Genomic DNA, 14671 nt, shown 5'->3' on the forward strand with positions numbered 1-14671 from the left:
TCCTCCTTAGATACGGTGCATTGACCTAAATATATCTTCATGCTGTAGTTTTATCGACAAACCCAGTTCCTTTCCAACCCTGTCAAGTTCTTCATTTAATTCATCCTGAGGGATGTTGAGTCCCGAAATATCAACAAGCATCATCATTGTAAAATAATCCTGTAAAACAGTCTGACTAATATCCAAAATATTAACATTAGTACTGGCCAGCAAGCTACTTACTTTAGCAATTATGCCAACTTTATCTTCACCAATAACTGTAATTATCGCCTTCATCTTTATCTGCCCTTTCTCATATTTATTTTATAATCCTTGACTTCCGTCCATTTCTTCCCAGAACAGCCAGTTTAATCTCTGACAGAGATACTTCCTCCATATAAAACTCCATCATAGGTTTAATGTCTGTCAAATAATGGCTGTCAGAACTACTTATCAAGGAATATTCCTTAATAAAGGGAAACCTCTCCTTGATTTCCTTTTCTGAAACATGTTTTGAAATCTCCAAAATAGATATTTCCATTCCAGGTGGTATAAACCCCAGATTAGCCAGCATACTATTATAAGGCCTGTCGATATGTGAAGGGATTATCAGACCACCAAGGCTTGTTATTTTTTTAACAATATCTTCACTACTCATTTTTACTGCTGTGGCCAGCAGTCTTTCTTCTTTAGCAATAAACTCATCTTCCTGATCAGTTATTATCTGATAACCAAAATACTCTTCATCATTCAACATATCTGGTAATGATTGATAAACCTCTTCCTGCCAGGTAATTAACTGTTCAAGCTGGTCAAAGAAACACAGCAGATGGACCCCCTCTGCACTCTCAACCTCCATCCCTGGTATAACTTCAAGTGGACTCCCGGCCGCTATCTCTACTGCCGCGGCCACATTTCTGGCCGAATTATGGTCAGTTATAGCAATAATATCCAGCCCCTGCTCAACAGCCTTCTTAATAATATTCCCTGCTGTCATAATAATATCAGCACAGGGTGATAAACAGGTATGAATATGGAGGTCAGCCTTAAAACAGCGCATTATTCTATACCCATCTTGACCAGTTTTGCAGCCAATTCATAGGCAGAAAGCTCACTGCGTAGTATATTCACACCCTTCTCCTCAGCCCTTGCTACAGCAGCATCCTCTACGGTCATACCCTCAACTACAATAACAGCAGCCACATTTGCCAGCAGGGCTACAGCTACAACATTCTGGTGGCCCTGGATAGTAAGCCAGAGGTTACCTTCTTCAGCCCTGGCCATCACATTACTCAAGAGGTCCCCTATATAAGCACCACTAACCTCCCTAGCAAGGGAGTCAGCAGCAAGGACCTCCAGTCCCAGCTTATCAACAATTTCATTTACTCTCATTTTTATTATTCTCCCCTTTCAAAACGTCCTTTTGGGCACCGGCCCTTTCTTCACGCCTCCTTTTTCTCATAATCGGTGGTATGGAATGGGCCAGTTCAGACATCTGATCAGCCAGATCCTCCACCTGCTCCCTGAGTATAAAAATACAATCGCTGCGTTTAGCCTTACCAGTAACTATATCCTCAGCCAGGGTTTGGCAGTCAGGCGCCCCACAGGCAGCACAATCTAAGCCAGGTAATAAATCTATCTCTTTCTCCAGCTGTGCCAGTTTTTCCATGGCCTTTTCGATATCACTATCAAGTCTAGCTACTTCTACTGGTTTAAACTCACTTGACAGTTGATAACTATAAAGAGAATAATCCTGATTAACCGCCGCATTATGCTCTTCTACCAGTTTTTTTAGATTATATTTAGCCTGAAATGGATTTATTACATTAAGCACCCCACCTACACACCCCCCTGTACAGGCGGAAAGCTCACAATACCTGATATCTGTAATATTATTACGAGATATCTCTTCAAGTATATCCTTAACATTATGAATACCTGACACAGCAATGGTTTTATTTAAGATAGCGGGTTTAATAAGATCTACTTCCCCACCACTCTGGCCCCATTTAATCCCCAAATAGGGGGTAAGACCTTCTTTTCCTTCACTCTCACTGTTCTTTTTATCCATCACTTCCAGTAAACTATGATAAACCTTATCAACAGGAATTGCCTTATCAATAAAACTCCTGTCCACACCCAGGGGATTATGAACAGTTGAAGTCTTACCTGGGCAGGGGGTTACCAAAAAAATACCCAGTTTCTGCTCACTAAGACCACTGTCCAACAACTCCTTCCTCACGCTCTGGGCCATTAATTCTGTAGGCGGTTTAAAAGGAATCAGCTGGTCAATAAGCTCCGGATATAAGAGTTTAATTAACCTCACAACAACAGGACATGAGGAAGATATATATAATCCCTTAGTATTTTTTAAAAAATCAATAGTCTTATATGTCAAGGCCTCTGCTGCCATAGCAACATCATAAACACCCTTAAAACCGAGTTTATATAGACCCTTAATAACCTGACCTGGTGAATAATCAATAAATTGACCATAGAAACTGGGGGGGACTAAAGCAACCGGGTAATCATAATCAGCAATATCTTCTATAGAATCAGTCCTGGTATATTTCGCATGATAGGCACAGGTTCTTATACATTCTGCACAGTCGATACATAATTCCTCTTTAATCGTAGCCTTACCCTGATGTACCCTGATAGCCTTGGTAGGACAATCCTTTACACAGTTAGTACACCCTTCACATAATTCCTCTTTGAGTAAAACTGAATGCTGCTGAATCATAAAAGACCACTCTCTCTTAAAGATTATTTGATAGCTATTACCACCTTGATACTGGTCCCTTCACCTGGAGCAGTATCAATCTCCAACTGATCTGAATAGTTTTTAACATTAACCAGACCCATGCCAGCGCCAAAACCCATTTCCCTCACTTCATCACTGGCTGTTGAATATCCAGGTTGAAAAGCCTTCTCTAAATCCTCAATACCAGGCCCCTCATCATCAATATAAATAAAAATTTCATCAGAAGAAACCGCTGCCTTGATATTTCCCCCCTCAGAATGAATGATAATATTCATCTCCAGTTCATAGGTAACAATAGCAGCCCTGCGAATTATAGTATTATTTATGCCCAGTTTCCTTAATAAAGCCTTTAACTCACTTGAGGCCTCACCCCCGCGGGAAAAATCCCCCTTATCAATTTCCTTTTCTAGAATAGCATGTTCCTCCACATGACTTCCTCCACTCACTTGATTTTATTAATTTTCTCAGGTTTTAAGCCCTTTTCATATAGCATACCACAACATTCAAACAAGGGTTTTTTAGCCATATACAGATAAATACCACTTGTCCGGGCAAGTTCTATAGTCTCTACAGGAGGTCTTTTCCCTCGAACAAAGATAATCACCTTGATATCTATCATTTCGGCAGTTCGTACTACCTGTGGATTAGTAAGACCAGTCAATAATAGAGATTTCTCTTGAGAAAAAGCAAGTACATCACTCATCAAATCAGCCCCACAGGCCTTTTTTATCTCCAGTTCGTCATCACCAGCTACTAAAGGCTGCAACTGAAGGATATCCCTTATATCTGCCAGCTTCATCTATCAATTACCCCCTCAAATTTATTAAAAAAAGCTAAATATATTCCTCACCTAAACAATCAACTAAACCAAATTCATAAAGCAGCCGTTCACAAATTCTCTGACTGGCCCGACCGTCACCATATGGATTAACAGCATTAGCCATCTTATCATATTCTTCTTTATTATTAAGCAGAAGGCTAGCCTTGTTATATATTTCGTTCTCTTCAGTCCCCACCAGGGCAACAGTACCAGCTGTTACAGCCTCTGGACGTTCAGTTGTATCCCGCAGGACAAGTACTGGTTTGCCGAGGCCCGGCGCCTCTTCCTGGATACCCCCCGAATCTGTAAGTACCAGATAAGACCTGGCCATCAGATTTACAAAAGGCTTATACTCCATTGGTTCTATTAAGTGTACCCTGTTTAAACCCTCCAGGGTATCATTGGCAATCTCCCTGACTTTGGGGTTTAAATGAACTGGGAAAACCAATTCTACATCATGATTATCCTCAATAAGCCGCCTTACAGCAGTAAAGATATCCTCCATCGGTTTACCCAGATTCTCCCTACGGTGTGATGTCAGGAGTATTATTTTTTGATTAACAAAATCTAGCTGCTCTAAAACATCATTCTGAAAGACATAATCATCGTCTACTGTTTCCAGAATAGCATCTATCACAGTATTTCCCGTTACAAAAACCCTGTGCGGGTCTATATTTTCAGCCAGTAGATTTTCCCGTGAGTTTGCTGTAGGAGCAAAATGCAGATCTGCCAGTACAGCAGTAAGGTGTCTGTTCATCTCTTCAGGAAAAGGGGAATACTTATTATATGTCCTCAACCCTGCCTCAACATGCCCTAGCCTCACCTGCTGGTAAAAAGCAGCCAGACCAGCCACAAAGGTAGTCGAGGTATCACCGTGTACCAGAACAATATCCGGATTTTCTTTACTGATTACCCCTTCAAGACCAATGAGTACCCGGGTAGTTATCTCTGATAAAGACTGTCCCCCCTGCATAATATCCAGGTCATAATCTGGATTAATATCAAACAACCCTAAAACCTGGTCAAGCATCTCCCGGTGCTGAGCAGTAACAACCACTACAGCCTCAAACCTTTTATCCACCTGGAGAGCCTTTACCACAGGAGCCATCTTAATCGCCTCAGGTCTCGTCCCAAAAACCAACATCACTTTAATCCTATCCATTACTTAATCACCCTTATAAACTAGTAATAAAACTAGAATCTCTAATTGAACAAAATGGCTTCGCCACCCATACTTAATCACTAATTATTAATTTTTTCTTAGAACCACTTTTCACTCAAAGTTAACTACTCATCATAATAAACCAGCCCAATATATTTACTGTACGACTCTAGAAATTGTCTGGAGGCACGGAACTTGGCCTCGATGGCCTGATACTGAACCGTCCTTGCGTAATAAAAAGAAGGTTCAGTGAGCCGGAAGACAATTTCTCGACAGTAAACGAAGGCAGGACGCCGTAGTGCAACCTTAATTTTCTTGTACGGTCTACTTAAAGCGGAGTACCTGCGGTACACAACAAGGGAAGTAAATATATTGGTCGGTCTTCAAAGTTATTAAAAACATAGCTTCTTTAAAAGTACATAATATTATCATAACACAGTTTATAAATCCTTTCAAAAGAAAAAAGAGCCTTCTAAAGGCTCAAATACACGCCAATATTCAACTATATCTTAAGCTAATTTCTCCCGTTTATTATCCTTATTTGTTTCAGTAGTAGTTTCTACTTTTTCATTTGCCAGATCCTTGCCGCAATAACAGCACAACCATTTTCCAGCCCTACTTGCGGAATAATTATAATGATTACAGTTTGGACAGTGTATTCTGTACATAAACACACCTTCTTTCTCCCAACTTAATTACTAATAAAGATATATCTTACTGTAATATATATATCCAAGCAAAGACGATTATTAATTATTTATATAAATTATATTCACTTACAGCTGTTTATATACATGATTCTGTCCATATACTGCTTTTCCTCATTTACCCATATATAGACAAAATATACGCCTTGTTCTATTATATCATTTTATTTTCAATTTGCAAGTGATCTGGCCCACATTATTATAATTTTTCCTTTATATTATCAGCAATTTGATTTAATAGCTGTTTGGACTGCATTTCCAGCTCATTAAGCTTTTCTTTAAAACCCTGCTGGGTCTCTTCATCAATAGCTGGCTCCATTTTCATTACCGTTCTGCCATCACTGGTTTTAACAGGTTTCATTGTCATCTGAGCATTTTCCATCTGCTCTTCAATAATATTATTCATTCTCTCTCGTTCGGCATTATATCTTTCTTTAAGATTGAAAACCTGTTCAAATCCCTGTTCCAGTAATGAACTATTACGTCCCTCCTTTAGAGACTCAATTGCCAGGATACCTTCTTTGCGCCGTTTTATTTGATAATCAGCTGTTTTAAGCCCTATCGACTCTATTAACAGCACCTGGGCCTCTCTCAGCAAATCACCATCATCTTCATCTTTTAATCTTTCCCAAAGGTCTTCTGGACTTATCTTTTCCTTATAAAAATCAGACAGTAAAGGTTTAATCTTATCCCTTTTAATCCTTAACTCTTCCTCTGCTGTCAACTCATCACCAATCGCCTCAGCCTTCTCCATAGCAATTTCAAAAGCACTTTTCATCTTTCTCATAATATCACTCCTTTTTAAAGAGATCAAAAAATCTATCTTCATAAGCCCGGAAAACTCCCCACTGATCTAGTTCCTGTTTGAGCTTTGCCGGGTCAAGAACACCACTCTTTACCTCAGCAAACATCTTTTCAATCTCCTCCTTAGCAGCCAGGGGTAGTCCCTCAAGATTTCGCGTAATCGCCGGCAAACCACGTTCATCCCTACGCAAGAAACCCTTGTTTTCATAATAAGGGAGCTGTGATTTATAAGCACTCTTAATAATTAATTCCTGGACATATTTAGTTAATGATACATCCCAGAGCTCATCTATACCCTTGATAATAACAACAAAATCCTTTCCTTCATCCTCAATACGCCTCTCCAGTCTCTTAAATGTCTCATTAATATCATATGACACTGTAGAGGTATGTTCTTCCTCCCTCTTATACCTCATTTTATATAATACACCGGCCAGATCGGGATTCTGCCGGGCAATTAATTTCATAGCCTCACGGGCCTCACTACTAAACCCTTCCATATCAACCAGATAACCAGGTGTTAATAACTTAGGCTTTTCCCAGGATATCTTCCCACGTCTAACTTTAGTCTCAGGGCCCTCATTTTTAAACACCTCATGATAGGCAGGCTCAGCAAGGACATAGAAGTGAAGGGTTGTTGCTGAATTAGTCGAAATCAACCCGTCCGGCGACCGTAGTATCTCTGTTTCTTCCAGTGCATACTTTATTCGTTCAGGGCTATTCATATTATGCTGCCTCCTCAAAGTCTTATTAATATTATATTATAAAGATAAGCCAACCCCATGTCAATAAACAAAAAGATGACAGGGGGACGGTTCGTCTGTCACATCATCTTTTCTTCACAGCCCTGGCCACAACGCCACGCCCAATCCCCAGTACCCTACTCAACTGTCTTATACTAGCATCTGTTTCCTTTTTTATAGCAAAAATCATCTTATCTCTGTCAGTTTTACTGACATTAGCTAGGCCACCGACTTCAAACTCCTTAATTATTCTCTCCCTCAGTTCTTGATCACTAAGCCTTTTTTTACATTTATATTCCAGACAGTTATCATTATTTACTTCCTGCATAAACAACTCAAAACTCTCCCTATCTACAAAGTAATCATCAATAAATCCAGCATCAATATTTACCTGTTTACCATTATACCGCTTAATATATTTCTGATAACTACTCCACTCATATTCAACAGGCAGTTTACATATACCTGCCTTGACTGGATTCTGATGAATATAACGCAGTACTACCAATAAATAGGTATCATCCTCGACAGCCTCACTCTTAAATCTATTTTGAAACAGGTGGCCATATCGGTCATATTTCTTATTATACCACTGAACAAAACTAACCGCTATCCTTTTAATACTCTTACCTATTTTTTCATTTTCTTTTATCAATAAATGTACATGATTACCCATTAAACAATAGGCATATAATAAAAAATTACCATTTCTTTTGGCCCTGTTAACCGCCTGAATAAACCTTTTATTATCCTCATCAGCAACAAAAATAGTCTTCCTGTTTATCCCTCGCAGCATAACATGATATATCCCGGTTTCACTCTGTTTTCTTTTCTGTCTAGGCATTTTTAATCACCATTTTTAGTGTACCATTCTTTTGCTTTCGTGTCAATCGAACCGTCCCCCCGTCACGCAGCAATTATATATCAAGCAATTCCTGAATATCCTCCCAGGTAATCTGGTTAAGGGGATTTACATTATCCTCAACAATGTTATTAAACATGTCTTCCTTTCTCCTTTGTAGTTTTATCATCTTTTCTTCTACAGTTCCTTTAGTTATCAATTTATACACCATAACCCTATTTTCCTGTCCCAGGCGGTGAGCCCTATCAGTTGCCTGCCGTTCAACCATCGGATTCCACCAGGGATCAACATGAATAACAATATCAGCCGCTGTCAGGTTTAGACCTATTCCCCCGGCCTTGAGGCTGATAAGAAAAGCCTTGATCCTGTCATCCTGGTTAAAACTCTTTACCCTTGACATTCTATCCCTGGTACTGCCGTCAAGGTATTCAAAGCTTACACCCCTTTTTTCGAAATCTTCACGTATTATCTTTAACATCCTGACAAACTGGCTAAAGACTATTATTTTATGACCACCATCAACAGCTTCCTGCACTATTTCGGACAAGGCCGCCAACTTGCCTGACCCTTCTTTATGAGCGGAATGTTCAAAATTATTCAACACCAGAGAGGGGTGATTACAGACCTGCCTCAGTCTTGTTAAGGCCGCCAGGATATTTATCCGGGAACGATCAAACCCCTTCTCCTGGACAGAAGCCAGCAATTCACCTTTTAGCTGATCAAGGATCAGTTGATAGGTGTCCTCCTGTAGTTTAGTCATCTCCACATATTGAATATTAATAGTCTTCTCCGGCAATTCTTTCAGCACCTCATCTTTATTTCTGCGTAAAATAAAAGGAGCTACCCTCTTTTTAAATTCCTGAAGTTTTTCCTGATCATTACCTTTTGTAATCGGATTTAAATACTCCTTCTTAAAACGACTGTATCTATAGAGATAAGCAGGCATCAAGAAATCAAAAATTGACCAAAGTTCATCAATCGAATTCTCCAGAGGGGTTCCTGTCAGAGCCAACTTTCTCTCTGCCTTAATCTTTTTTACACCCTGGGCCCTTTTAGTCCTGTGGTTCTTAATGTGATGAGCTTCATCAAGAATACAATAGGCAAACTCCAATCCATTATTATTCAGTTTTTCATAATCCCTGCTGATAATTGAGTATGAGGTAATAAGCAGCTCATATTCCTGGAGATCATCAAGCATTTCATTCCTTTCTTCAGGGGTTCCATAATAGACCAGATATTTCAGGTCAGGAAAAAACTTATCTACCTCTTCTGCCCAATTATAGATCAGAGTGCGGGGACAAATAACTAAAGCCGGTTTGTTAAGTTCTAAACTTACCAGGAGGGTCAGGGTTTGAATCGTTTTACCAAGACCCATATCATCTGCCAGTATCCCCCCAAAATGATACTTATTTAAAAACCTCAGCCAGTAATATCCCTGGCGTTGATAATTCCTCAACACATCCTGAACCCCCTGGGGGATAGAGACCTCCTTAACCAGGCTGCCAGCTGTAATATCTTCTTGCAGACTATTGTAAACCCTATTACCCCGGCATCTTATACCAGCCTCTTCAATCAGGTTTTTATAATAAAGGAGATTATAAAATGAACTTCTATAATCCCCTTCATCCCCCTCTTCAGCGGTATCCAATAGCTTAGTAAGCCCTTCCTCCTGTTGACCCTCTTGAAGGATAAAATACCGTCTGTCAATATTAATATATGATTCACCATGTTGATTTTGGGAGATCATCTTTTTTAATTCTGAACTAGTAAATGTCTTCCCACCCAGATTATAATAAACTTCAAACTCGAACCAATCTATCCCATCCCCTTCTTTGAGTTCAATAATTGGTTCCAGCTGAACCGTCCTTATCTCCAGTTCATCAAAAGAATCGGTAGTCACAAGCTGCCATTCCTCAGGGAGATGGATAAACCCATCAGTAATAAAGTCAATAATATCTTCTTTATTTCTGAGTATGAACTCTTCCGGTCTGACATGAAAACCATAGTCATGCATTAAATTCAGTAGATCCTTGACTGCCTGGTTGTCCTGAAGATACCATAAATTAGACCCTTTGCTTGAGCGGGTATATTCCCTTAAATCAAAATCCCTACCCAGGGCCTCAATACCACTTATATGCTCACCCTTTATCTCGATATCAGCATTACAAAGGATATTCCCCTGAATATAATCAAAATATAGGGTAATCACTGGTTCTTCAGAATGCAGTTCATATTTTCTAAAATAATTATCTATCTCCAGGCCATACTTCTTCTCCAGAGCTGGTAATACCTCAAAGATAAACTCCCCTTTTTTATCCCCCGGGATCCTGATTTCATCAGGGAGACTGTTGAATTCCACCATGTTTATCGGATGTACTATACTGTCAATAACTGTCCAGTAAACTTCATGATAAGGAGCCCTGTACAGCTGATATTCATCTTCCTTAATATTTATATTTATTAAATCCTCTGTGCCACTTAAAAACAGAGCAGGCTTTAGTTCTTCACCTACCCGGGCCCGTTCACCAGTTTCAACTAAATACACAGGGCTATCAGCTATTAATTCCAGCAAAAAATTATGGGCATCATTATCTTTGACCAGCAGAAAAGACCCTGCTGTTCTGCTCTGGCTTGTCTCCAGTTTTCTAAATGATTTGACATTAAGATAATCACCGCTGGAAAGCAGACTGCTGACCTGATAGGTCCTGAAAGTGATTCCATGATGAATATATGATATTATCCTCTCTATCTCCTGATCAGATAAGCTATCACATTCAAGGCTTATTTTAAAATTTACCAGGTGTTCATTCATTAAACCACTTATATAGTAATGGAGTACTTCTTTCTCGATAAGTTCCCGGGGCCGGCTCAACTCCACTAATTTCTGATAATTAGTATTCTGTCCTGACTTATTCTGAAACCGTTTCAGGTCCTCCAAAATCTTTCTATTGCCTCCTTAAACTACTCCTTATCAGCTGCCACCTCATCAAAAGCCTTATTTACTGCACCTGCTCTACTGGCAGGAACACCTACACCAATGTATTCCAGGCCATACCTTTCAAGCTCTTCTTTTTCATAGACATTTCTCAGGTCAAAAAAGATCGGTTGTTTCAATAATTCCTTAACTTTACTTAAATCCAATCTCCTGAACTGATTCCACTCAGTTATTAAAACCAGGGCATCAGATTTCTTCATTACCTCATATTCATTATTACAATAAGTAATATCTTTTTCATAATCCTTGAGCCGCCAGACAGCCTCTTCAATTCCCTGGGGGTCATAGGCGCTTATCAGGGCACCAGCTTTAATAAGCTCAGGTATTATTGTTAGGGCAGGGGATTCGCGCATATCATCAGTCTCAGGTTTGAAACTCAAACCCAGGATACCAATCTTCTTGCCTTTTAGATCACCTAAACGTCCCTCTATCTTATCAACCATCCGTAGTTTTTGCGCCTCATTAGCTGCAATACCTGCACTAATTACTTTTAACTCTACACCCTTCCCTTCAGCTATCCGGGCAATAGCACTGGTATCCTTAGGAAAACAACTCCCTCCATAACCAGGTCCAGCATGGAGAAATTTACTGCTAATCCGCCCGTCCATCCCCATTGCTTCAGCAACAGTCTGTACATTGGCATTAACGGCTTCACAAAGGGCAGATAATTCATTAATAAATGATATTTTGGTAGCCAGAAAGGCATTAGAGGCATACTTAATCATCTCGGCAGTCTCCAGATTAGTAAATACAAAGGGTGTATTGTTTATATATAAAGCCCGGTAAACATCTCTTAAAATCTGACGGGCCTTTTCACTCTCTGTACCAATAACTACCCTGTCAGGATGAGTAAAGTCCTGAACAGCCTTTCCCTCCCTTAGAAACTCAGGGTTGCTGACTACATCGAACTCATATTCCTTACCCCTTTTAGCCAGCTCTTCTTCAATAACAGCAGCAACTTTACGCCCTGTCCCAATAGGCACAGTAGATTTATCAACTACAACCTTATAATCATCCATATATTTACCAATAGAGCTGGCTACATCAAGAACAAACTGAAGGTCAGCACTACCATCTTCAGCAGGAGGGGTTCCTACCGAAATAAACACAACCTCACTCTCTTTAATAGCAGACTCTATATCAGTAGTAAACCTTATTCTCCCATCAGCCAAATTACGCTCATAGACATCTTTTAAGCCCGGCTCATAAATGGGTATTTCTCCCCTGTTTAGCATCGCAATCTTATCTTCATCTATATCCACATTTATAATATTATTCCCGAACTCCGCCAGACATACCCCACCAACCAGTCCAACATAGCCTGTACCAATTATACTTATTTTATTATTGTACATTCCAGGTCCTCTCCTTTGCTCTATTGTTATTCTCCCTATATTTTAATATATTAGAGCCTTAAGGTCAATTTTATCTGTTTCTATTCTGTAACATTTTTCTTGTTTTATATCGGGTTCAATGATACCAATCCAGGTTTCATGCTGTTTTATTGCTAATGAAACAGTTATTAGGGCATATAGACCTAGATATTGAAGATTAGCATGTCTGGCAAACTAAAGCCAGCTTTTTATCTTTAATAATAGTATTATTACATTCCTTTACATGTTCTTTAGAATCCATTTCCATATAAATTCTTATTAATGGTTCCGTTCCAGAAAACCTGATAGATAACCAATTTTCATTTTTAAAATAGAATTTAATTCCATCCATATAAGAAACCTTCTTAATTTCCCAGGGAAATAAAGGAATATATTTTTCCTTAAAAAGAATACCGGACAATCTCTCCCTTTCTTCAACCCGATAAGGAATATTCATAGAATGGAAGGATAAACTCCCAAACCTATTATCTATCTCTTTTAATAATATACTAATAGGCTTAGCTGTTTTGGCTATCATTTCTACTGATAGCAAGGCCGCCAGTATACCGTCTTTACCATTAACATGCCCCCTTAACTTAAGTCCTCCACTACTCTCTCCTCCTAATAGCAGGTCTTTTTCTTGCATTTTTGCAGAGATATACTTAAACCCTACAGGAACTTCATAAGCCTCTTCATTATATTGTGCAGCGATTCTATCTAGAATATGGGTAGTAGTAAGATTCCTAACCAATCCACCTGGAGCTCTTCGATACTCTTTAAGGTAATAATATAATAGTTTTAGTATCTTATTGGCATCGACATAATTACCTTCTTCATCATATAGTCCCAGCCTATCTGAATCCCCATCAGTAGCTATACCAATATTATATTTACTATTTCTCATCTTGTATTCCATATCCTGCAGACTTTCCCGTTCAGGTGAAGGGACATGCAATCCAAACATAGTATCACGATAACCATTGATAGTCTCGACAGAACACCTGAGAGTAGATAAACAAATCTTCATAATATCATTGGCTACACCATACATCGGATTAAATAAAACCTTAAGATTCTTCTCCATAATCTCTTTGACATCAACCTGTGATAATAAAGAATCTATATATTTATTCTTATTGCTATAATATTGTATCTTTCCTTCATCGACTAAATCAAAAAAATATTCATGTTTTATTTCTTCATCAGGAAGATTATTGGTGATCCTCTCGAGTTGATCAGTAACCTCCACCGGAGCATCTTTACCTTTCTCGACAATAATTTTTATTCCATTATATTCTGGTGGATTATGGGAAGCAGTCACTACAACTCCATAATCTATCTCTTCCTGGTCGACAGCATACATTACCATTGGAGTTGGAACTGCCTCATCAATAAAGCAAACTTTTATACCGTTAAAGGCCAAGACCTCTGAGAAAGCCCTGGAGAATCTTCCAGACAAAAAACGAAGGTCATGGCCTACAACAACTGGTTTATTAACATCTCCTCCACTCTTTATCATTATACTAAGTCCTTTGGCAACCCTTCGAACATTTTCAAAAGTAAAATCTTCAGCAATAACTGACCTCCAACCACCAGTACCAAATTTTATCACTTGTTATCACCTCTATTAGATTCGTAAGTCATTGAATTTACTGCAATCATTTCATTATAAAAGTCTAATAAGTTACCTTCAAAATAAATCATATTCCTATTTAAAAGATTCATATCCATAATATTATAGAACTCATTGGATATAACCGATAAAACTACTGGATCCTGTTTTTCATCAAAAGACAATAATATATGAAAAATTGGCTGATAACTTGCTTCAAATAAATAATTATTTAGTTTATTACTATCCTTAACCAGATTGGAATTCGATACATAATCTATAAATCTTTTTTTACTCTTTTCTGATACATTAATCATCTTCGCTGAATCAGGATCATAAAAATCTCCAGCCTTATATAAATAAATTGAATCTGCTTTTTCTATCATATTAATTAAATTCTTCTTTGTCTGCAAAGTATATAATAGAATCCTATATAATTCCTTGACATCTATTTCTTCATTAATATTACCTAAAAGAAATTCTCCTAATTGAAACCTATCCGAAATAGCAAAAAACTGTTTGCTACCATCAATGAAGTAAATATAACCACTTATTTGATCCTGATTAGAAATATATTTATCTGGATAAGATTCCAGCTTACTAAGTATATTCCATATTTTAAATAATACTTCTGGTTCTTCTAGTACTGCTCTACCCCAATTATCATCACTTATTTCTATTTTTACAGGTGTATTCTTTTGAATAAGTCTTATCAATTTATCATTATCATCGATAACAACAATCTCATTTTCACTAATTCCAAATTCCAGGAAATTAAACAAGGTGAAAGTTCCTATCCATATAAAAGAAATAATTATTATAATAGAAATAAAATGCCGCATTAATGACC

15 protein-coding genes are annotated in these 14671 nt (G+C 38.3%); all 15 read right to left on the bottom strand.

The window, feature by feature from the left end:
• Positions 1 to 6: 6 nt before the first annotated feature.
• Positions 7 to 276 carry an ACT domain-containing protein gene (locus tag D7D81_RS01625; RefSeq protein ID WP_125986691.1) on the bottom strand — a complete coding sequence of 90 codons (270 nt, stop codon included), beginning with the start codon at positions 274 to 276 and terminating at the stop codon, positions 7 to 9.
• A gap of 22 nt (positions 277 to 298) precedes the next feature.
• The gene (locus D7D81_RS01630) at positions 299 to 1039 is read right to left on the bottom strand and encodes a PHP domain-containing protein (protein WP_125986693.1); all 741 of its coding nucleotides are present in this window, start codon (positions 1037 to 1039) and stop codon (positions 299 to 301) included.
• Positions 1039 to 1371, bottom strand: a complete 333-nt coding sequence (locus tag D7D81_RS01635) for a DRTGG domain-containing protein (RefSeq protein ID WP_125986695.1) — start codon at positions 1369 to 1371, stop codon at positions 1039 to 1041. The genes D7D81_RS01630 and D7D81_RS01635 overlap by 1 nt, the downstream gene beginning before the upstream one ends.
• A complete protein-coding gene (locus D7D81_RS01640) occupies positions 1358 to 2722 on the bottom strand; it encodes a [Fe-Fe] hydrogenase large subunit C-terminal domain-containing protein (protein WP_125986697.1) in 1365 nt (454 codons plus the stop codon). Before D7D81_RS01640 ends, D7D81_RS01635 begins: the two co-directional genes overlap by 14 nt.
• Before the next feature lie 23 nt (positions 2723 to 2745).
• A complete protein-coding gene (locus D7D81_RS01645; protein WP_286170065.1) occupies positions 2746 to 3189 on the bottom strand; it encodes an ATP-binding protein in 444 nt (147 codons plus the stop codon).
• Positions 3186 to 3542 carry a hypothetical protein gene (locus tag D7D81_RS01650; protein WP_125986701.1) on the bottom strand — a complete coding sequence of 119 codons (357 nt, stop codon included), beginning with the start codon at positions 3540 to 3542 and terminating at the stop codon, positions 3186 to 3188. Before D7D81_RS01650 ends, D7D81_RS01645 begins: the two co-directional genes overlap by 4 nt.
• Before the next feature lie 34 nt (positions 3543 to 3576).
• Positions 3577 to 4725 carry a non-hydrolyzing UDP-N-acetylglucosamine 2-epimerase gene (gene wecB / locus D7D81_RS01655; RefSeq protein ID WP_125986703.1) on the bottom strand — a complete coding sequence of 383 codons (1149 nt, stop codon included), beginning with the start codon at positions 4723 to 4725 and terminating at the stop codon, positions 3577 to 3579.
• A 509-nt stretch (positions 4726 to 5234) separates the two neighbouring features.
• The gene (locus D7D81_RS19380) at positions 5235 to 5393 is read right to left on the bottom strand and encodes a hypothetical protein (RefSeq protein WP_164522072.1); all 159 of its coding nucleotides are present in this window, start codon (positions 5391 to 5393) and stop codon (positions 5235 to 5237) included.
• Between the two features lie 238 nt (positions 5394 to 5631).
• Positions 5632 to 6219 (bottom strand): DUF6657 family protein, encoded by a 588-nt coding sequence (locus D7D81_RS01660; protein ID WP_125986705.1) that lies wholly within the window; start codon positions 6217 to 6219, stop codon positions 5632 to 5634.
• 4 nt (positions 6220 to 6223) lie between these two features.
• Complete coding sequence (locus D7D81_RS01665; protein ID WP_125986707.1) at positions 6224 to 6961, bottom strand: hypothetical protein; 738 nt, start codon at positions 6959 to 6961, stop codon at positions 6224 to 6226.
• 103 nt (positions 6962 to 7064) lie between these two features.
• Positions 7065 to 7823 (bottom strand): transposase, encoded by a 759-nt coding sequence (locus D7D81_RS01670; RefSeq protein ID WP_125986709.1) that lies wholly within the window; start codon positions 7821 to 7823, stop codon positions 7065 to 7067.
• Between the two features lie 73 nt (positions 7824 to 7896).
• Entirely contained in the window at positions 7897 to 10779 is a 2883-nt protein-coding gene (locus D7D81_RS01675) for a DEAD/DEAH box helicase (protein ID WP_125986711.1), read from the bottom strand.
• Between the two features lie 23 nt (positions 10780 to 10802).
• Entirely contained in the window at positions 10803 to 12191 is a 1389-nt protein-coding gene (locus D7D81_RS01680; RefSeq protein WP_125986713.1) for a UDP-glucose dehydrogenase family protein, read from the bottom strand.
• Positions 12192 to 12387: 196 nt separating this feature from the next.
• Positions 12388 to 13821: a phosphohexomutase domain-containing protein gene (locus D7D81_RS01685; RefSeq protein ID WP_125986716.1), complete on the bottom strand. Its 1434-nt coding sequence runs from the start codon at positions 13819 to 13821 to the stop codon at positions 12388 to 12390.
• On the bottom strand, positions 13818 to 14663 hold the full coding sequence (locus D7D81_RS01690; protein ID WP_125986718.1) for a DUF3919 family protein: 846 nt from the start codon (positions 14661 to 14663) through the stop codon (positions 13818 to 13820). The genes D7D81_RS01685 and D7D81_RS01690 overlap by 4 nt, the downstream gene beginning before the upstream one ends.
• Positions 14664 to 14671: the final 8 nt, after the last annotated feature.

Origin of the sequence: Halocella sp. SP3-1 (assembly GCF_003953885.1) — a bacterium.
GTDB lineage: Bacteria > Bacillota > Halanaerobiia > Halanaerobiales > DTU029 > Iocasia > Iocasia fonsfrigidae.